The organism is Rhodococcus sp. P1Y (genome assembly GCF_003641205.1).
Lineage (GTDB): Bacteria > Actinomycetota > Actinomycetes > Mycobacteriales > Mycobacteriaceae > Rhodococcoides.
The window spans coordinates 404,018-422,874 of sequence record NZ_CP032762.1 but is presented as its reverse complement, the minus strand read 5'-3'; the positions used below and the strand labels follow the sequence as shown (position 1 = coordinate 422,874).

16 protein-coding genes are annotated in these 18,857 nt (G+C 62.7%); 10 read left to right on the top strand and 6 right to left on the bottom strand.

Going from position 1 to position 18,857, the window contains the following annotated elements:
- The first annotated feature begins 5 nt into the window (after positions 1 to 5).
- Positions 6 to 641 carry a pyridoxamine 5'-phosphate oxidase family protein gene (locus tag D8W71_RS02005; protein WP_121118404.1) on the top strand — a complete coding sequence of 212 codons (636 nt, stop codon included), beginning with the start codon at positions 6 to 8 and terminating at the stop codon, positions 639 to 641.
- On the opposite strand, the gene D8W71_RS02000 is transcribed toward D8W71_RS02005, so the two are convergent.
- On the bottom strand, positions 568 to 1,482 hold the full coding sequence (locus D8W71_RS02000) for a LysR family transcriptional regulator (protein ID WP_121110555.1): 915 nt from the start codon (positions 1,480 to 1,482) through the stop codon (positions 568 to 570). The two genes, D8W71_RS02005 and D8W71_RS02000, sit on opposite strands and share 74 nt — an antisense overlap.
- A gap of 101 nt (positions 1,483 to 1,583) precedes the next feature.
- Between D8W71_RS02000 and D8W71_RS01995 the strand changes: the two genes are divergently transcribed.
- From D8W71_RS01995 to D8W71_RS01985, 3 genes are all read left to right on the top strand, one after another.
- Positions 1,584 to 2,612: a nitronate monooxygenase gene (locus D8W71_RS01995; protein ID WP_121110553.1), complete on the top strand. Its 1,029-nt coding sequence runs from the start codon at positions 1,584 to 1,586 to the stop codon at positions 2,610 to 2,612.
- 97 nt (positions 2,613 to 2,709) lie between these two features.
- A complete protein-coding gene (locus tag D8W71_RS01990) occupies positions 2,710 to 3,150 on the top strand; it encodes an RrF2 family transcriptional regulator (RefSeq protein ID WP_121110551.1) in 441 nt (146 codons plus the stop codon).
- A gap of 41 nt (positions 3,151 to 3,191) precedes the next feature.
- Positions 3,192 to 4,421, top strand: a complete 1,230-nt coding sequence (locus D8W71_RS01985) for an FAD-binding oxidoreductase (RefSeq protein WP_121110549.1) — start codon at positions 3,192 to 3,194, stop codon at positions 4,419 to 4,421.
- Between the two features lie 27 nt (positions 4,422 to 4,448).
- Here D8W71_RS01985 and D8W71_RS01980 read toward each other — a convergent pair whose 3' ends face one another.
- Positions 4,449 to 5,546: a beta-mannosidase gene (locus D8W71_RS01980; RefSeq protein ID WP_442972007.1), complete on the bottom strand. Its 1,098-nt coding sequence runs from the start codon at positions 5,544 to 5,546 to the stop codon at positions 4,449 to 4,451.
- A 305-nt stretch (positions 5,547 to 5,851) separates the two neighbouring features.
- Here D8W71_RS01980 and D8W71_RS01975 point away from each other — a divergent pair, with 305 nt between their 5' ends.
- Genes D8W71_RS01975 through D8W71_RS01960 form a run of 4 tightly spaced genes read left to right on the top strand, consistent with a single transcriptional unit; the run spans position 5,852 to position 12,529 of the window.
- Positions 5,852 to 7,882, top strand: a complete 2,031-nt coding sequence (locus D8W71_RS01975; protein ID WP_121110547.1) for a hypothetical protein — start codon at positions 5,852 to 5,854, stop codon at positions 7,880 to 7,882.
- Positions 7,879 to 9,393, top strand: a complete 1,515-nt coding sequence (locus D8W71_RS01970; RefSeq protein WP_121110545.1) for a hypothetical protein — start codon at positions 7,879 to 7,881, stop codon at positions 9,391 to 9,393. The genes D8W71_RS01975 and D8W71_RS01970 overlap by 4 nt, the downstream gene beginning before the upstream one ends.
- 53 nt (positions 9,394 to 9,446) lie before the next feature.
- The gene (locus D8W71_RS01965) at positions 9,447 to 10,880 is read left to right on the top strand and encodes a glycosyltransferase (RefSeq protein ID WP_121118400.1); all 1,434 of its coding nucleotides are present in this window, start codon (positions 9,447 to 9,449) and stop codon (positions 10,878 to 10,880) included.
- On the top strand, positions 10,877 to 12,529 hold the full coding sequence (locus D8W71_RS01960; protein WP_121110543.1) for an ArnT family glycosyltransferase: 1,653 nt from the start codon (positions 10,877 to 10,879) through the stop codon (positions 12,527 to 12,529). Before D8W71_RS01965 ends, D8W71_RS01960 begins: the two co-directional genes overlap by 4 nt.
- Before the next feature lie 78 nt (positions 12,530 to 12,607).
- Here the strand turns inward: D8W71_RS01960 and D8W71_RS01955 are convergent, their stop codons facing one another.
- The 3 genes from D8W71_RS01955 to D8W71_RS01945 form a co-directional block, all read right to left on the bottom strand.
- A complete protein-coding gene (locus D8W71_RS01955; RefSeq protein WP_121110541.1) occupies positions 12,608 to 13,399 on the bottom strand; it encodes an alpha/beta fold hydrolase in 792 nt (263 codons plus the stop codon).
- 45 nt (positions 13,400 to 13,444) lie between these two features.
- Positions 13,445 to 14,686, bottom strand: coding sequence for an MFS transporter (locus tag D8W71_RS01950; protein ID WP_161965385.1), 1,242 nt, complete (start codon positions 14,684 to 14,686; stop codon positions 13,445 to 13,447).
- 243 nt (positions 14,687 to 14,929) lie between these two features.
- The gene (locus D8W71_RS01945) at positions 14,930 to 15,400 is read right to left on the bottom strand and encodes a MarR family winged helix-turn-helix transcriptional regulator (RefSeq protein WP_121110537.1); all 471 of its coding nucleotides are present in this window, start codon (positions 15,398 to 15,400) and stop codon (positions 14,930 to 14,932) included.
- Positions 15,401 to 15,603: 203 nt separating this feature from the next.
- Here D8W71_RS01945 and D8W71_RS01940 point away from each other — a divergent pair, with 203 nt between their 5' ends.
- Positions 15,604 to 16,749, top strand: a complete 1,146-nt coding sequence (locus tag D8W71_RS01940) for an FAD-dependent oxidoreductase (RefSeq protein ID WP_121110535.1) — start codon at positions 15,604 to 15,606, stop codon at positions 16,747 to 16,749.
- 51 nt (positions 16,750 to 16,800) lie between these two features.
- On the opposite strand, the gene D8W71_RS01935 is transcribed toward D8W71_RS01940, so the two are convergent.
- Positions 16,801 to 17,856, bottom strand: a complete 1,056-nt coding sequence (locus D8W71_RS01935; RefSeq protein ID WP_121110533.1) for an alpha/beta hydrolase — start codon at positions 17,854 to 17,856, stop codon at positions 16,801 to 16,803.
- Between the two features lie 324 nt (positions 17,857 to 18,180).
- Between D8W71_RS01935 and D8W71_RS01930 the strand changes: the two genes are divergently transcribed.
- A complete protein-coding gene (locus tag D8W71_RS01930; protein ID WP_121110531.1) occupies positions 18,181 to 18,798 on the top strand; it encodes a DJ-1/PfpI family protein in 618 nt (205 codons plus the stop codon).
- The last annotated feature ends 59 nt before the right edge of the window (positions 18,799 to 18,857 follow it).

Genomic DNA, 18,857 nt, shown 5'->3' with positions numbered 1-18,857 from the left:
GCATCATGACCTCACGTTACGAACGTCTGATCTTCGGCACACATGCACTGAGTCGCCAAGGCAGAGCCGACGACTACTCGACCGATCTGCTGAATTCGCCGATCGCCGACAGCGAAGTGCAGAAGCTCGGCGGCCGCGAAATCGCCATGGTGACCGAGGCCTTCCAAGTCCATCTGGCTACCGTCAGCCCAGCCGGATGGCCGTACGTGCAATACCGCAGCGGCCCAGGGGGTTTCATTCGTCACCTCGGCGACCAAACCATCGCCTTCGCAGACCATCAAGGCAATCGGCAGTTCGCGTCGGTCGGAAACATCGAGTCCAATGGCAAGGTAGCACTGTTCATCGCGGACATGCCGCTGAGGAAACGTCTCAAACTGCTTGGAACAGCACGGGTCATCGACGCCTCCACGGACCCGGAATTGTTGGAGAGGCTCTCTCGCCTCGACGATGGTGCGAGGATTGCCGCTCGGGGCGAACGCAGCATAGTCATCGAGGTCGAGGCCTTCGATTGGAACTGCTCGCGCAGCCTCATTCCGCAGTACACCGAGGATCAGGTGAAGCAGCGGATCACACCTTTGGTCGATGAAATTCACCAATTGCGTGCGCAGGTCGAGCAACTCGAGCGCGGGGCCATTCAGTGAAAGCGACGTCGAGAAACCATTGAACGGCTCGTGGCGGCATAGGTCCATCCCGCCATGCCAGCCGCACCTGGGTCGGCGGAGCGCCGTCGATAGGCAGAAACCGTAGGCCGGGGTGAGAGATCCGTCGTGCGGCTAGTTCCGGAACGATGCCGATTCCGCGTCCAGCAGCGATTATTTCGAGCCATTCCTCGAAGTTTCGGCAGGTGATCACCACTCGTGGTTCACCGTCTTCGGCTACAGGAATAGAGTCAGCTGTGGTGGAACCGGAAAGCGTGTTGACCACCAAGGGGCCGGGAGGGAGCGCATCCCACCGCACCTCGGTCGCATCACCGAAGGACAGGTTCGATCGGCTCACCGCGAGAATCCGTCGTTCGGTGCCGACCTGACGAGTCACCGTGCCGGGGGTCAGATGATGCGGGCGGTTTCGGTAGAGCGCCACATCGACTTCGCGCGCATCCAAAGCTGCGAGAGGGTCGTCGACCCGGCGCACGTCCACGTCTGCGTCGTATTGACGCACGAGAGAGTCACGCGTGGCGGCAAACCATTGGTCGGGGAGCAACCATGCAAAGCCCAACCGCACAACTGGGTGGTCGTCGAGATCGGCAATCAACGCATCCACCTCTCGGACGATTCTGCGTGCACGTGCCAGCACAACCAATCCGTCCTCGGTCAGATCGGCAGAGCGGGACTCGATCAGTTGACGCCCGCAACGCTGTTCGAGTTGACGAACCGAACGCGTCAGCGTCGGTTGCGACACTCGTAGTTCAGCGGCAGCAGCAGTGTGTGTGCCACAGTCCGCAAGAGCGACCAACGCACGCAGGTGTCTCAGCTCGACCTCCATACGTCCAGCGTATATCGACCGGCGCTCCGCGTATTGGCCTGCTGCGCCGCTGGCTCCTACCCTCGAACTCAACCGCCCATATTCTTCTCGAGGAGATTCTTATGTTCCGTTACGAGTCGTTGCAGGTGCCTATCGTCGGTGCGCCGATGGCGGGAGGCCCGTCGACCCCCGGGTTGGTTGCAGCGGTAGCGAATGCAGGCGGTCTGGGATTCCTTGCCGCCGGGTATCTCACTCCGGAAAAGTTGACCGCGGACATCGCTGCCGTTCGCAGCGCTGGGATCAAAACGTTCGGGGTGAATCTGTTCGTCCCGGAGGACGGGCAGGTGCTCGACACCGAGGACATTGCGCGGTACCGCGCACTACTGCAGCCCTACGCCGATGACCTGGGCGTCGAGCTTCCCTCCGACAGCGCACTTGCCGAGAACATCGACGACTACTGGGCAGAGAAGCTCGACATTGTCGCGTCCGAAGCCGTTCCTGTCGTGTCGTTCACCTTCGGGTGCCCGAGTCCCGACGTCATCGCCCGGCTGCACGACGCCGGCAGTGCCGTCACCGTCACCGTCACCAACGAAGACGACGCCCGTGCGGCGGTCGATGCCGGCGCCGACTCCCTGTGCGTGCAAGGCCCCGATGCAGGCGGGCACCGCTCGACCTTCCGCATCGACGCCGAGAGTTCGGAAGTCGCGCTCGACGAGTTGATTCCTGCGGTACGCCGAGCTGTGTCGGTTCCTCTCGTGGCCGCAGGGGGGATCACCACCGCGTCCGATGTCCGTCGAGTCCTCGGCTACGGGGCAGTGGCGGCTCAGGTCGGGACAGCCCTGCTGCGGTCACCGGAAGCGGGGACAAAGCCTGCCCACGCCGCCGCCTTGGTCGATCCTCAGTTCACCGAAACAGTGGTCACTCGTGCCTTCAGCGGCCGTCCCGCCCGAGCTTTGCGCAACAAGTTCGTCGACCGGTTCGATGCGGGATCCTCACGCCAATACCCGGCCGTGAATACGCTGACCGGCAGTATCCGGAAAGCAGCAGCGAACGATCCTCACGGCATCAACCTGTGGGCCGGTGCCGGACACCGCAGCGCCTCCGCTGACCCGGCAGCAGGAGTGATCGAAGTATTGGCCTCGGAGTTGTGACAAGAATGCCCTGGTGTAAAAACCGCACAGATCGTGGTGTTTGAACCCACGCTCGAAAACGCGCATCGTGGGTGCGGAATTAAGTACCGTCGTAGACATGCAACTGACTCGCTTCAGCGATCTGGCCCTACGGGCGATGATGTTGCTGGCCGCCGCCGGCCCGGAGGGCCCTCGGATGACCACCGGAGCCATCGCATTTCGGGTCAACGCGTCCGAACACCATGTAGCGAAAGCGATTACACGCTTGGTCGGCTTGGGCTGCGTCCGTGCGCAGCGTGGCCGCACCGGCGGGCTCTTCCTCACTGACACGGGCCGATCGATATCGGTGGGTCACCTGATCCGTCAACTCGAAGGCGATCGCGAAGTCGTCGAGTGCGTAGGGGACCGGCCCTGCCCCCTTCTTGCGGCCTGCCGACTGCGGCATGCCCTGGCCGTCGCCAAAGAAGCGTTCTATGGCGAACTCGACCGCTACACGATCGACGATCTTGCCGCGTCCCCGACGATTCCCCTCGCAATGGTCGCTTTCCCCTCGCCCTGACCTGCCATTTCTATGGTGGCGGTCTTTTGGAAGGAACACCTATGTCCACATTCGGCCCCCTCACCGTCGATCACGAGCTCCAACCCGCTCACGTCGACGTAGTCAGAGCGACGTTGCCGCTGGTGGGCGCCAATATTGACGCCATCACGCAGATTTTCTACGCGCGTATGTTCGACGCCCGACCGGAGCTATTGCGGAATCTGTTCAACCGCGGGAATCAGGCACAGGGGGCGCAGCAACGCGCCTTGGCCGCGTCGATCGCAACGTACGCCACCCATCTGGTGGATCCGACGCTGCCGCACCCGGATGAGTTGCTGTCCCGGATCGGGCACAAGCACGCATCCCTCGGAATCACCGCCGACCAGTACTCGATCGTCTACGAGCACCTCTTCGCTGCGATCGTCGACGTACTCGGCGCCGAGACAGTCACGACCGAGGTCGCCGAAGCCTGGGACCGGGTGTATTGGATGATGGCCAACACTCTCGTCGATCTCGAGAACCGGCTCTACGAGAGCGCGGGAGTCGTTGCCGGACAAGTCTTTCACCGTGGCATCGTCACCACGCGCACCGAAGATCCGTCCGGGGCAGTGGTGATCGGGGTGACCTGCGACTGGCCCGAGCTCCGAAACAATCACCCGGGTCGGTACGTCTCGGTTGGGATAACTCTGCCCGACGGCGCGCGACAGATCCGCCAGTACAGCCTCATCTCCGATACTGACGCAGGCGAAGTAACTTTTGCCGTCAAACCGATCGCAGCCAGCGGTGGCTGCCCGGCAGGTGAAGTCTCGAATTGGATCGCAAGCAGACTACGCACGGGAGACCTCGTCGATATCAGCATCCCGTTCGGCGATCTTCCGACAGCCGAGATCAACACGGGGCCAACCGTATTGATCTCGGCTGGTATCGGCATCACACCCATGAACGGGATCCTGGAACACCTGAACAACCGCGGGACGCGATCCGAGGTCGTGGTTCTTCACGCGGACCGCTCACCTGCCTGCCATCCGCTTCGGGCGCGTCAGCGGCAGCTGGTCGACGGCTTGCCGAATGCCGTCCTGGAACTCTGGTACGAAGAGCCCGGTGATTGCGCCGACGCGCACCAAGGCCGATTGGATCTTACGTTCGTGGATCTTCCTGAGGGTGCGTCGTTCTACGTCTGCGGCAGCAGCGGTTTCGTACAAGCCGTCAGATCGCAACTTGTCGCCAGTGGTGTGGACCAGTCGCGTGTCCATTGCGAACTCTTCGCCCCCGACGAGTGGTTGCTCGGCTGAAGCGTCGGCCGGTAGCCGCTCCGGCGTCTACTCGAGAACCTGCCACAGTGGATCGTCGAACCCGATGTCGAAGGTGCATTCGCCCGGACGTGGGTCGGGAACGAAAGCCCACAAGAGCGCCCCGGCTGAACCTGCAGTGCGCTGGCCGTCGATCTTCGTTTGGATGTGCGCGGCGCGATCGGTGAGCGACACGCACGACCCGGCCAGCTCGCCGATCTCGGCGACCAACAAGGGCTTGCCGACTTCCCCCGACTGGGTGATACGACGAGCGAGCCCGTTCCACTGATCGCCGGGAAGGGGTACGCCGTCGGCGCCGTAGTCGTGGTACTGCAGGACGTCGACGACGGGGGATTCTCCGAGATATTTGTATTCGTCGCCCTGGCTCCCGCATTGGCCGCCACCGGTGAGTCCTGCGGTGATCAGGGTACGAGTGTCGAGGGCACGGATCTGAGCTCCGGCGGTGTCGAAGAACGAGCGCAGAATTTGGGCAGCGTCTGGAGTGCACGTGCGGGTCGACCAGTGGCATGCGGCGTCCGTGCACGTACTGGTTTCGGGTTCGCCCACCAGTTCCCATGCCGCCAGGGCGGGTGAGTTCTTCCAGCGGTCGACGGCTACGGCTGTCCAATCCTGAAAGCTCAGACCTGAGGTGGGGGTGGTGCTCCAGCCGTCGAGGTACCACTGGCGGTCCTTGAATACATCGCCCTCGCAAGCGCCGTCCTGGGCAGCCAGTACAGGTACGACGAGCTGGTCGTGGGCTTCGGCGGCCGCGAACACTGCGTCCATCGGTCCGAAATCGAGGTGCCCTGTGAATTTGTTCGTCGCCAGCGCCTGGAACGCGTTGAAGCGGGTCATCGAATGTGCGGGGAGGGTGGAAAAGTACCGGTCCAGGTCGACCATCGCGCCACAGCCGTAGTTGACCGACCAGTTCGTAGCCAATTGGTACGCGTTGAACCCCGTCGGCCACCAGGGGGATCCGTCGAGCTTCAGGGTCGTACCGTCGACGGTCACTCGCGCGCCCGGTGCTGGGGTGGCAGCAGCCGGAACCATCCCGAGCGCAGGAACACCGACCAGAGCGGCGGCGCATCCGATCACGGCAGCACGCAGCCATCGATCTTTCCAGGTCATGTACGCATGCTAGCGAGTGGAAATGTCTATCGACAATCTCCAATTTCGAACGTGCAGAGTGTTTTTCGCCGAGCACGTTACTCGCATTCCACACCCGGAAAAGTAAGGTTTCTCGGCGGATTAGCAGGGTGTGCGCGTGCCGGCGGCGCCCGATTGTCGACCTTTGGTCTTCTTTCCGATCGACGAGGGATGTGCGTGGTGTAGGTCACGGCCAAGTGAGCTCGAAGCCAGGGCGAGACTGGTCATAATCACAGCAAACGGTCTGTCGTCTTCGTGGTCACTCACATCCGCTGGGAGCTTTGCGCATGTTCGGTCGCCTTCGCGCGTCATATCCATCACGTCGTATCGTCGCGACGAGGTTCGGTCGAGTGCTTCTCGTCTCGGGGGCCGTCGTATTCGGGGTTCTGTGCCCACCGGTGGGTTTCGCGCAGGATATCGACGACGAGCCGGTGTCTTCGGAGGGCGCCGCGGACGTGTTCACATTGACGCTCGGCGATGTGGGCTTGGGTGAATCACTGAGGCTGCAGGGTGTCGACGGGCGCGCCCAGATCACCGTGCCGGTGCCGACGGGCGTGGTGCCGCGTGCGCTGAACGCGACTCTGACGGTTCCGCCTTGGCTCGATCGCGGATGGATCGACGTCGAATCGAACGATCGGCCGATCTTCCGCGTCGATCTCAGCGGCGACGCGCAGACGGTGCCGGTGTCGATCCCCCTCGGGGCAGCCGCCATCGTCGGTGGTGCAGTGACGCTCGAGTTTTCGTCGACGCTCATTCCCGACGCCGGGTATTGCCCGGCCCCATCAGGAGATCCGGTGCGCATCATCGACGCCGCGGTCGACTACAGCGGAGTACCGGCAATCCCCCGGACAATCTCCGAATTCCTCCCACCTGTTCTGCGGCAACTGACCGTGTTCGTACCCGCCGAGCCCGGCACGGACGTCATCGATGCGGTTTTGACGCTGACCACGTCGGTGACCGAGTCCTTCGGCGCCCAGAATGTTCGCATGGTCGTCCGCCCCGACACCGACCTTCGGAGTGCACCGCCGAGCGGTCCGTTCGAACGGACGGTGGTCCTGTCCGACAACACCGACGCCGGAGCCGAACTTATCTTCCCGGTTCCCGACACACCGCCCCAGCTCTACATCACCGGCTCCGGCAGTGAACTCCTCGATCAAACCCGGTTGATCACCAGCCCCGTCGCCGACCTCGCGGTGACCCGTGGGGCGCTCGCAGGCCCGCGTGTTCCACCGGCCGTCCTCGCGCCGAACTCGACGACGCTCGACGCCCTCGACATCGGCACCGTCACTGGCGCTCCTACCGCATCGGTCGCATTGGACCAGACTCGGCTGGGACGCTCGGCCGCCGACGTTTCGGTACATCTGACGGGCAGCTACACACCCGGAGCAGGCTCGTTGACCGCCACCATCGGTGACAGAACCCTTGCGGTGTGGACTGCTGACGACACCGGTCGACTGGATCAGTGGATCGACATCCCGAACGCCGAGCTCGATCGAATCACCACCCTCGACGTCACCGTTTCCCGCTCGAGCGAGGGCAGCGGCTCAGCGTGCGGAGCGCAGTCCGCGTCGACCGTGACGATCGACGGCGCGTCGGTCATCGAGTCGTCCGACTCTGCATCGCCTGTTCCACTCGGATTTGGTTCGCTCCCACAAGCATTGACGCCTCGCGTCGGGGTGGCCCTGGCCGAGAACTCGTTCGTCAACACCGTTCGAGCGGTATCCCTAGTCAACGGTCTGCAGCGGATGTCCACACGATTGATGCAACCGCACGTCGTCGAGGTCGACGAGGCATTGAACGGCACCGAACCGGCGATCGTGATCGCCCCCGACGGCAATCTTCCCGATACGCTCGAACTCCCCGTGAGCTCGAACGGCGCCGCGACCTTGTCGGTGACCGCCACCGATACCAGCGGCTCGGAAACCCTGCTCACGCTCGACACCGCCGTGCCATTCGGGACAGTGCAGGTGGCCTCCAACCCGAACGGTGCTGCACTGATGGTGGCCTCGTCCAACGGTGCGCCCGCGCAGCTCGACGACCTCATCGCCTGGCTCGACGCCGGCACGAATCGATGGTTCGGGTTGAGCGGCGACGTCCTGTTCGGAACCCCGGGCGCCGAGCCACTGACGCTCTCCAGCAACGATCTAACCGGTCCCCAAACCGACACCGCAGCCCAGTCGCAGACCTCGAACAAGCTGGTGGTGTTCTTCGCCGGCGTGGGCGTGGTGTTGATCCTCTCAGGACTGATTGTCGCAGCGATCATCGTGGTGAGGTCGCGGCGACGCTCTCAGCGCGGTAACGGCCCGGTAGAACCGTGACGACGCAGACCGATACCCCTGACGCCGAGCAGACTTCCACTGGTAAGGCTGCGGCGCGTAATCCCGCCTGGGTCATCGCGACAAGGTGGGCCGTACTCCTCGGTTGCGTGGTTCTCGCATTCTTCCCGACGTGGGTGCGTCTCGCCGAGGAGGCCGCCGACGGCGCAATCACGACGTACATCTTCGTGCTGCCGGTCCTGGCAGCGGTTGCGGCGCAAGGAATTGCGCGTCGTCGATCGGGTGAGCTCCCGATCCACGATCGACAGACGGATATCATCGTCGGCGGTCTCGCCCTGCTGGCTGCGGTCGCGATCAAAGCGCTGTGGTTACCGCGCTACGTCGACCAGTACGAGCTCGCCCATCTCGACGTCCTCGCCGGACTGATCTTCTTCCTCGGCGGTGCGATCCTCGTATTCGGTCTGCGGCCGGTCGGACGGTTCTGGTCGGTCTGGTTGCTGCTGTTGGCGTTGGGTCCGCTGACCTACCGTATGGCAGCCATCACCGTCGGAGGTAGCCGATTCGCCTACGGCGCAGTGCTCGTCGTGTTGGCCGGGGCGGCAGGTGCAATCGCAGTCGGGCGCACGCGCCGTCGCGGGTGGCTCGGATTCTTCTGCACTGTCGCAGCCGGGTTCGCAGTACTGGCCATGATGCTGCTCTGGTGGCCGAGCGTCCACATCGCTTGGCTGCAATTGATCTCGACGGCCGGTGCCTCGGTCTTGGTGGCGTTCGGGTTCTACTTCGCTGCACGACGCGGAAAGTCGAAGAGCCCACTGACGGGTGCCGTCGCCCCGGTGACGGCGAAACGATCGTGGAGCTCGTTGGTCATCGTTGTCGTCGCGGCGGCAATCCTGTTCGTGGTTCCGCTGCCAGAGCGGACTGCTATCTCGTCCACTCCGGGACCGCCTGGGGCGCCGTCGGCGCCGCTGGCCGTACCTGCGGGTTGGTCGCAGACGGACCGTCGAACGTTCGACTGGGTCAGGTCGTATTTCGGTCGAACCGCCACGCTTACCCGTCAGACGATACGCGCGGACGAGGGAAATCCATCCTGGGACATCGAGTCCCGACCGCGCACCGTCGTCGTCGACGTGCTGTCCACGGCCAACCGCGCGAGCCTGGCGGTCTATCCCGAGAGCACCCTCTACCGGCTGACGAACACGAGGACCAGCGCCACGCTTCCGGTGAAGCTCGGCCACGACGTCGTGGGCGAGCTGTATACCTCGGTCAGCGATCAACTGCTTTTGACGTGGACCAAGCTGGTGTTCACCTGGGTTCGCAGCGACGTCACCCAACGAGTGACGGTCATCAGCGTCGACAACCACGAGCCCGGCGCGGTGTTCCCGATCCCGACACCGGCTATGGCGTCGAACCTCGGTACGTCACTGGCTACGTTTCTGCGCGGCAACACGATTGCCGTCGACAACAACCCGGACTACAAGGATCGTGAACTGCTGACAGACTTTGGTATCGATCTCGTCGACGCGCAGTGGCCCGAGGACGGAGTCGAACCGTGAAGTACGGATCCCACGTGCCGCCGAGGGTCGGTGACGAGACCGAAGAGTTCCGGATGGCCGCTCTCGACGATGCCGTCAACGGCCTCGCTCGCGGAAATCCGTTGGCGTCGGCAGCCGTTGCGTTCGTGCCGTGGCAGAAGTACACCGCGCTGACGATCGCGGCGATCACTGCAGTGTGTGCCGTGCTCGCGCCGATCGACACGCTGCTCACGATCACCGTTGTGTGCACGTTCGGGTACATCGCGATGATGTGTGATCGGTTGTTGCTGTTCACCCGCGGGCTCGACGCGTCGGCCATCGTCACGGTGACCGACGAACAGGCACGGGCGATTCCGGATGACGAACTGCCGCTCTACACGATTCTCGTTCCGGCGTACGACGAGCCGGAGGTGGTCGGCGATCTCATCGCCGCGATGAGCAGCCTCGACTACCCGCCGGAGAAGTTGCAGGTTCTGCTGCTCCTCGAAGAGGACGACGACGTCACCATCGCAGCTGCGAAGAAGAGTGGCGTCAGCAAGATCGTCGACGTGGTCCTCGTGCCGGCGAGCGATCCGCGCACCAAACCCAAGGCCTGCAACTACGGACTGCACTTCGCGACAGGGGAGATCATCACGATCTTCGACGCCGAGGATCTTCCCGAAATATTGCAGCTACGACGCGTCGTCGCGGCGTTTCGACGGTTGCCCGACACCGTCGCGTGCGTTCAGGCGAAGTTGGCCTTTCACAACGGTTCTCAGAACCTGCTGACCGGATGGTTCACTGCGGACTATGCACTGTGGTTCGGCTACCTGCTGCCAGGCCTGATGAAGAGCACGTCACCGATTCCGTTGGGCGGCACCTCGAACCACCTGCGGGGCGAGGTCATCAAGGAAGTCGGCGCGTGGGACGGATTCAACGTCACCGAGGATGCAGACCTCGGGGTGCGCATCGCTGCGTCGGGTTACTCGACCGCAGTGCTCGATTCGACCACCCTCGAAGAGGCCAACAGCGACGCCATCAACTGGATCCGGCAGCGATCACGCTGGTACAAGGGGTATCTGCAGACATGGCTGGTGCATATGCGTCGACCACTGCAGACGTTCCGCGCAGTCGGGTTCGTCGGCACGTATCGGTTCACGCTGCTGCTGGCTGGGACGCCGATCACCGCGTGTATCAACATGATCTTCTGGTTCACCACTGCCGCATGGATTCTCGGGCAACCGGCGCTGATTGCGGCGCTGTTTCCGACGTACATCTACTATTTCTCGCTGATGTCGTTGATCATCGGCAACGTCGCGACCATCTACATGTATCTGATCGCGAGTCGAGAGAGCAACAACGCGTACCTGCTCGTGCCCAGCCTGACGATGCCGCTGTACTGGCTGATGATGAGCGTCGCGGCGATCAAGGGCTGTTGGCAGTTGGTGCGTAATCCGTCGTATTGGGAGAAAACGTTCCACGGGTTGTCGACGGCGTCGGCCGCCCCCGACGTCGAGCCCGTCAAGTGAAAGCGCCGTGGGTCCTCTTTCTCGCGACGCTCTCCGGTTACCTGGCCGTCGGGCTGACCCTGAGTCTGCGTTTCGGGTACCTCCTCGGCGACGCCCTGTCTCGGACGTCGGCCGCGCAGGCTGTTCTGTTGAGCCGCGATCCGCACGTGTCGGCCATCGGGTTCATCTTCACGCCACTGACCGCGTTGCTGCAGTTGCCGCTGGTGGCGCTGTCGAGATGGTGGCCGGAGATCACGCGGTGGAACATCTCCGGCACTGTCGTCTCGGCAGTGTTCATGGCCGGTGCGGTGGTGATGATCCACGGGATCTGTCGCGACCGAGGTCTGTCGGCCGGCCACAGCACCGCGATCACCCTCGTGTTCGCGCTCAACCCCATGATCGTCTTCTACGGCGCCAACGGGATGAGCGAGGCGGTGTTCCTGTTCTGCACCATCTGGGCGGTCCGCCGGTTGATTCGGTGGATGCACACCGACGACGTGCACGACCTCATCGTCGCCGGAATCGCTTTGGCGCTGGCATATCTGACGCGCTACGACGCCGTCGTGGCCATCGCGGGTGCAGCATTCCTGGTTGCGGGGGTCACGCTGCTGCGCAAGGGACGCGCCTCGTGGCGGACGATGCGTCGGCAGGCGGTCCTCGACGCCGTCCTGGTCGCGGGGCCGGGGTTCGTCGCATTCCTGGTGTGGAGTGCGACCAGCTGGCTGATCACGGGGGAGTTGCTGGCCCAATTGTCCTCGAGCTACGGCAATACGGCGATTCTCGAACAATCCGGCGGCTCGAGCGGGACTCCGCTGACCAATGCACTGTTCGCGGTGACGGCAGTGATCGTGCTCGGGCCTCTGCTGCCGTTGATCCTGCCGATGTCCACGCTGCTCGCCGGACGTCGGCGGGATCTCGAATTCCTCGTCGCGCCGGTCTTGTTCGGGATGGTGCTCGCATTTCAGGCCGCGACGTACATCAGCGGATCGACGTTCGGCTTCCTCAGGTTCTACATCTGCGCGATCCCTCTCGCCGTCGTCGTGGTGGTGCAGTTGGTGCCTGCTCGCGGCAATCCGCGCACGCGTCGGCTGGGTGCGCTGCATCGAGTACGACCCGAGCGTGCACGGGTCTCGCGCGGCCTCGTCTCGACAACCGTCATGCTGTCGGCGCTCGCTGTGCCCGTCACGGGTTGGGCGATGCTGCAGCCGTCGCTGTCGAGCCAGCAGTATGCGTTGGGCCATCTATTCGATTCGTCGCCGGAATCGGAAGATGCGGTGTCCGCGCGGAGCATCATCGCCTCGTTCGAGACCGAACGCATGATCGCGGAGTACCTCGATCAGCAGGACCTGCCCGAGGGTTCGATCCTGGTGGACACCGTCTACGGGTTCGCCGTGCTCGCTGCGTCGGAACACCCGGAGCGGTTCGTCGTACCGTCCGATCAGGATTTCACCACCATTCTCAACGAGCCCGCAGCCGCGGGCGTGGAGTTTCTCCTGACCGTCCCCAACACGGGCCGCGGGCAGTCCGACGCGATCAATCGCCGCTACCCAACCATCTACGAGGGCGGCGGGACCATAGCGACCCTGGACGTCGAGGTGCCGAACGACGGCGCCGACCAGCCGGATTGGCGGATATACCGGGTTGTCGGCACAGAGCCAGGTCAGGCGTGACAACCATGCCGTACTGGTCGACCGCACACGGCGGCGTCGTTACGGCCCTCTCCCGGGGCAACAGGGGTCGCTTGCGGTTCAGCGGTAGAACTCGGTGATCGCTGCGGCAACGGCCTCCGGGTTCTCGAGCGTCGGGAAGTGGGTCTGGCCCGGAATGTGCTGCGGGTCGAACCATGGGTTCTGACTGGCGAAGTCCTCCTGATATTCGCGGTACTCGGAGGAAAGCGGTTGTGAGTAGATGTGCCGTACGTCGAGGCGTTCGGACAGCGGTGTCATTCGTTTGAGCGGGTCACCCCACGTGGCGTAGGCCTTCTCGATCTCTCGGCATGCGCGTCGCCACATCTCGCCACCGAACCAGGTCATTTCTCGGTTGACGTGATCGACCACATCGAGGTTGTCCGTCGATGCTGTCCACTCGTCGAACATGCTGCGTCGGGCAGCGTAGTACGTAGCCTCCTGATGTCCTTCGCGGATCTGGCGATGGAATTCGTCGAATGGAGCCATCAGCCAGTCGATTACGACGGTTTTGCCCAAGCTGGCATCTCCCAGCCGATCGTGAACGTCGATGTTGACCCAACAACCGTGGGAAGTCGATACCAGTCGAACGTCCGTCAAGGAGAGGTGTTCGATGATGGCCAGGACGTCCGATGCCATGTCCGACGCAGTGAAGTCGCCGTTGTCGGTCAACAGTCCGTCGTGTCCTCTGAAGTTCACGCGGAGCACGCGAAATTCCTGGGCAAGAATGGGTTCCAGGTTCTTGAACAATCTGTGGTCCTGTGCCCAGCCGGTGAGCAAGATCAGGGTGCGTTCGTGCTCGGTGCCGGAGTCGGTGTATTCGATAGGCCAGCCGTCGACGGTGAGAGTCTTCATGGTGTGGGTTCCTTTCGTGGTGAGGTATTACGGAGGGGCGATGTATTACAGAGTGGCGCTGGTAGTCAGTGGGGTGTCGAGCGGTCGTGTGGCTCGCCGGGGCGTGGCGAGGGCAATGCAGGCGCACGCGGAACTCACCGCTGCGAGGCACACCCAGGCAGTGGTGTAACCCAGGGCTGGAACGAGAAGTCCGAACGCCCACGGCACAACGAAGCCACCGACGCCGGCGATCGTGAGCATCAGTCCTACAGCCGTCGCTATATGGTGTGGCGGTATCGAGACGTCCTCTCCCGGAACGGTTTGCCAGACCGCGAAGCAGCCGTTGAACCCGAACCCGATCAAGAAGGCGGCGGCCCACAGCCACGAGGGAGCGATGAATGGAACTAGCATCAAACCAGCTGACATCAACAGTAGCTGTCCGATGACGAAGGTTGTTCGCTGGCGTAAACGGTCTGACAGCCAGCCTACGAGGATGCTTCCGGGGATTCCTGCGAGTCCGACCACCAGCGATGCGATGTTGGCCTGACCAACGTCGATACCCCGCTCATCGACGGCATAGCTGGAAATCAACTGTGACGCAGCAAAGTACGCACCGTAACCCCCGAAAAATGCCAGGCCGAACACCCACAAGTTTCGGTTCTGGAGAATCTGCCGAATCTCGCTGCTGGACAACGCGGTTCCGTGTAGAGATCGAGACCCAGCAGGTACCCGGTAGAAAACGGCAATAGCCAAGCCCGAGATGATGCACAGGACACCGCCGATGATCAGCGCTGTCCGCCAATCGGTCGCGGCTACGAGATCGGCCCAGGTGTAAAGACCGATTGCAACTCCGAGGCTGAAAGCTGCGGACACCAGACCCAGCGCCAACGCGTGCGCGCGGCCGACGAACCAGATGCTGACTGCGGCGATACCGAGTCCCGCGTAGACGGACGCACCGACGCCGCTGACTATGCGCAGTGCAAGCAGTTGTTCGTAATTGCGCGCAAGGCCAGAGCCAGCTGCAGTCACCCCCTGCAGCACGAGTCCCGCAGCCAAGGCGGTTCGAAGTCCGATCTTGGCAGCAAGAAAGCCGGCCGGGACGTGCATCAAGCCGTACCCGACGACGAAAGCCGAGATCAACAACGCAAGCGAGGGGATACCGACATCGAATTCGGTAGCAAGGTCTCCGAAGGTGGTGGAGATATTGAACCAGTTCAAGGTCATCATGACGAAGCCGACGGTTACCAGGGCCAGCATGGCCCATGCTTTGGCGCCTGCCGGACGCGGTTCTGTGGGTCGGGAGCCCACGACAGAATTGTGCATGTTCTGGAGTCCGATTCTGTAGGAAGTGCATCGAAAGACGAAGGCTCGCAAGGATCTTTTCCTCGCAGCGGCGTGCAGTAATCGATGCGTCCGGCAGGGACGCCCACGTAGGAACGTGCTAGGTGGTTGCTACGTCGACCTCAGGCTCCACAGCAGCTGAAGTCCACGCCTGAAAGCTATACCGCAATGTAGACGATCGTCAAGAGGGCGTCATGTTACTTCTGGAAGTCAGCGTTCGGCGATCTGGTCTTCGATTATCGCCGTCAACTCGCGAAGCATCTCCACTACCTCCACGCGGCGGTCCGGGGCGAATCTCAGGAGTGCGTCCCTCTGGAAGTACCGGAGCAGTGCGCGTTTGGATTCCCACAATTGCCGGCCCGATTCGGTGAGCTCGACAAGAACGGCACGCTCGTCCTGTGGGGAGGGAGAACGCACAACCACGCCTTGCTTTTCGAGAGCGTTGAGCATGCGGGACACAGTCGGTTGCGCAACTCCGGCCTGGTCGGCGATCGCTTTGACGCCCAGAGGGCCGTTCTTGGCGACCGATTCGAGCATGGCGATCTGCGCCTCGCTCAAAGACGCACCGTCCGCTCTGGTGCCGACGGTGCCACGGCCCCTCTTGAGCACGAGGAACAGCGCGTTGCACGCATCTCCGAATGCTTCGTCGAGGTCGTGATCGGTTCCCAGTAGTTCTGACACGGACCGAGTGTACCGAGGGTTCGACTACCAGTTTGTGTAAAAACCACATTACATAGCTTGCTATCTATTAGGGTGATGCGTAGCGTCCGACCTGTTGCGTGAGGCAGTCCCACAGCGAGACCTCAACGGCCATGGCAATTTTCGGCAGGATCTTGCCCCGGTCGAACGTCACCCTGCGTTATTCGAGCTGTGAAAGGGAATCAATGAAACAGCAACCACGTAGAGCCGAAGTCATAGGCGGCGGGGTCGGCGGACTGACCGCCGCGGCTGCTCTGGCGCGCCAAGGCTGGTCTGTCACCCTGCACGAGCGGGATCCGGAGATACGAGCCTTCGGTTCGGGAATCTACCTCTGGAGTAACGGGCTAGCCGTCCTCGACCGGCTGGGTGTCCATGACCAGGTTATCGATGGCGCCCACTACGGCCAAGCCATCGAAACCCGCAACAACCACAACACCACTCTCGCGTCGATTCCCGTCAATGGCGCGGGCGGAGTCAAGGTTCTGACCGTACTGCGCGAAAACCTGATCAATGGCTTGGTAGACGCCGGCCGTGCCTACGGCGTCGAGTTCGAAACGGGATCGGCGGCTGTCGCTGTGACGCCCGAGGGGTCCGTGACGTTCGAGTCCGGACGCACGGTGTCCGCGGATCTCGTTGTCGTCGCCGACGGAATCAACTCCAGGCTGCGGGACGGACTCGGACTACTGAGTCGTAGGCGCAGCATCGGACAGCGCTGCGCGCGGGTACTGATCGACAGGGCACCCGGACTGGTGCCGGATGCAGACGAAGCCAACTATGTCGAGTACATGTCCGGCAAGCGCTTCTTGCTCTACACCCCCAGCAGCGCGACTCAGGTCTACATCGCATTCGTCTGCCCGACGGACGATACGTCAGCACAAGGCCCGGTGCTGCCCCGAAATCAGTGGATCAGTTCGTTCCCTCACCTACGACCACTCATCGAGGCGACGGAAGGAAAGCTCAGGTGGGACGAATTCGAGCAGACCGAGCTTCGGTCCTGGTCGTCGGGAAAGGTGGCAGTACTCGGTGACGCAGCCCATGCGCAACCGCCTTATCTCGGTCAAGGCGGTGGCTGCGCAATGACCAACGCGTTCGGCCTTGCGCACGCGGTGAGCCACACGAACGATTCGCTGGCTGTTGGACTGGCGCAGTGGGAGGCAACCGAACGACCGCTTATCGAGCACACGCAACGGTTCTCGTGTCGAGTCGCTCGATTGAACAACGTCCCCAACTTGCCCCGCACCGCCCTGATGACCGTACTGAGCAAGTCCTCGGCCCTGGGCCGCTCGCGCCTGCGCGCTGCCACCTCGGTGCCAACAGGCTTTTCGGCATAGGGATTGGGGGACGCCCGCAGGAGTCCCCCAATCCCTTGTCTCACATAGGCTTCAGCTCAACGAATGCTCGATCGCCCGCACGATGTCCAGCCATATTGCAGAATCTGGATCGATGACATGGAAGTGTCCGCCTACGCCTTCCACCACCTGTACCTGATCGGCCGTTGTCAGTGCGGCTGCGCAGTAGGCGCGGCTGGTCTCGAGCAGGTTCGGATCGTCCGACAGTGCGCACGCCACCACCTGCGGAATGCCAAGTGGAAGAAGCGATATGGGCGAGGATTCATCGTAGATGGCAGGCTTGTCGGTGTATCTTCCGCCGATGGCCGCTGATACAGCCCCTTCACCGAGCCACCGTTCGTCCCCGAGTTTCAAATCCAGAACCCCGGCGAGGCTCACAGCCAATGCTGGTGCGACTCGGGAATCGACCGCGTGCGCCGCCAGGTGCAGAGCGAGTTGTCCACCGGCGGAGTGGCCCATAACGACTATTCGTCCCAGATCCAGTTCAGCGGGCGCAGCCTCCACGGCGGCGAGCGCGGCAGCAACGTCGGCGGTCATCGCCTCCCATCCATGCTCGTCCGGACGTCTGTATTCGACGTTCCACGTGGCGTAACCGCGTGCGGTCAGATCCACCGCCAGTGCATCCATCAAGTCGAACTCCCACCGCGAGCGCCAATAGCCTCCGTGCAGCAGCATCACAACAGGAAACGGCCCATCACCTTCCGGCGTGCGCAGTTCTGCGTGCTGGTCAGGGTGATCGCCGTACTCGACGATGGTTCCGGGGTGGAAGCGATGGAAATACACACTGTCGATAGCGAACCGGAGTCCGTCGAGACCACGTCCGCGGATATGGGTACGGACACCATCACTACGGTCGGGCGGGCATTGCCCGAGATCTACCCGGACGACACTGTCGTAACCTGTTGTATCGCACGGCTTTCCCGCGCCAGGAACGATGATGACCTCATCCGTCCCGCTCGGAGCGTCCGTGATCCCACCGCTGAGTCCGCGCGCGGCGAGTGCTCGTGCGATCAGGGCTTCGGCCGTACCGGCATCGGCGAACACGTCGGGCCCGATCAGCACGTCGATCTTCTTCGAGGGTTCAGTCATGGTGTGGTTCTCCCTGTGTATGTCATGTACATAGACCCTCTCGTCCCACTACAGTCTCTTGTGCCGCACAGTATGCTCCATCTATGACGGTCGCCGGATAGGCGCCATAATTAGTTAACCTCATGCTTGTGATGCGTCGCAAGCAAATCGCTGGATTGTCGTGCGTATATGTCGAGCGTAGAGGGCGTGCACACAACGTCCGTGGTGAAAAAGAACCGATCGATGCACCGACCTCGCCGGAAGTCCAGCCTCTGCCGGCAGCGATGTGGTGTGGGATTGCGTGTCTCGCGGAGAGGCCGATCTACGTCAGGACATAATCGACTGATGACCGAAGTGCGAAGAATATCGATTGTTGTGTTCGATGGATTCGAATTGCTCGACGTGTTCGGTCCCGTCGGCCTCTTCGGCCAGTTACCGGACCTGATTTCGGTGGAGTTCGTCGGCCCGGCCGCGGGGCCAGTGCGGAGTAGCCAGGGCACCGAAATCGTGGCGACCGTGAGTTACGACGAGGCGGCGACACCTGATGTCGTGCTGGTCCCCGGCGGCAAAGGGACGCGCAGCCTTGTAAGCAACGACTCGTTCGTCACGTGGCTCGGATCCTGGGCGAAGAATGCGGAGATGGTGACCTCGGTATGTACGGGCTCGGCTCTGTTGGCCGCATCCGGGTTGCTCGACGGTTACCGTGCGACTACGAACAAGCGCGCATTCGAATGGGCTACGTCGCAAAGCCAGGCTGTCGAGTGGGTTGCGCAAGCGCGGTGGGTCGAGGATCGCGACCGATGGACCTCGTCCGGCGTGGCAGCTGGAATGGACATGGCTGCAGCCCTTCTCGCGCACTTCTTCGGTGAAGCAGTGGCCGGGCAGGTTAGTGGCGCGATCGAATTGGAAGTACACACCGATTCGACATGGGATCCTTTCGCGGCTGCGAACGGCCTCGCCTGACGACGAAGCCGAAGATTTCGCCGAGTGTGTGATGCGCTGCTCGGAAGGGTAGAGCGCGG

Coding starts and splice junctions, on each gene's coding strand:
- D8W71_RS02005 (WP_121118404.1), top strand. CDS start 6: ATGACCTCACGTTACGAACGTCTGATCTTCGGCACACATGCACTGAGT.
- D8W71_RS02000 (WP_121110555.1), bottom strand. CDS start 1,482: ATGGAGGTCGAGCTGAGACACCTGCGTGCGTTGGTCGCTCTTGCGGAC.
- D8W71_RS01995 (WP_121110553.1), top strand. CDS start 1,584: ATGTTCCGTTACGAGTCGTTGCAGGTGCCTATCGTCGGTGCGCCGATG.
- D8W71_RS01990 (WP_121110551.1), top strand. CDS start 2,710: ATGCAACTGACTCGCTTCAGCGATCTGGCCCTACGGGCGATGATGTTG.
- D8W71_RS01985 (WP_121110549.1), top strand. CDS start 3,192: ATGTCCACATTCGGCCCCCTCACCGTCGATCACGAGCTCCAACCCGCT.
- D8W71_RS01980 (WP_442972007.1), bottom strand. CDS start 5,546: ATGACCTGGAAAGATCGATGGCTGCGTGCTGCCGTGATCGGATGCGCC.
- D8W71_RS01975 (WP_121110547.1), top strand. CDS start 5,852: ATGTTCGGTCGCCTTCGCGCGTCATATCCATCACGTCGTATCGTCGCG.
- D8W71_RS01965 (WP_121118400.1), top strand. CDS start 9,447: ATGGCCGCTCTCGACGATGCCGTCAACGGCCTCGCTCGCGGAAATCCG.
- D8W71_RS01955 (WP_121110541.1), bottom strand. CDS start 13,399: ATGAAGACTCTCACCGTCGACGGCTGGCCTATCGAATACACCGACTCC.
- D8W71_RS01940 (WP_121110535.1), top strand. CDS start 15,604: ATGAAACAGCAACCACGTAGAGCCGAAGTCATAGGCGGCGGGGTCGGC.
- D8W71_RS01935 (WP_121110533.1), bottom strand. CDS start 17,856: ATGACTGAACCCTCGAAGAAGATCGACGTGCTGATCGGGCCCGACGTG.
- D8W71_RS01930 (WP_121110531.1), top strand. CDS start 18,181: ATGACCGAAGTGCGAAGAATATCGATTGTTGTGTTCGATGGATTCGAA.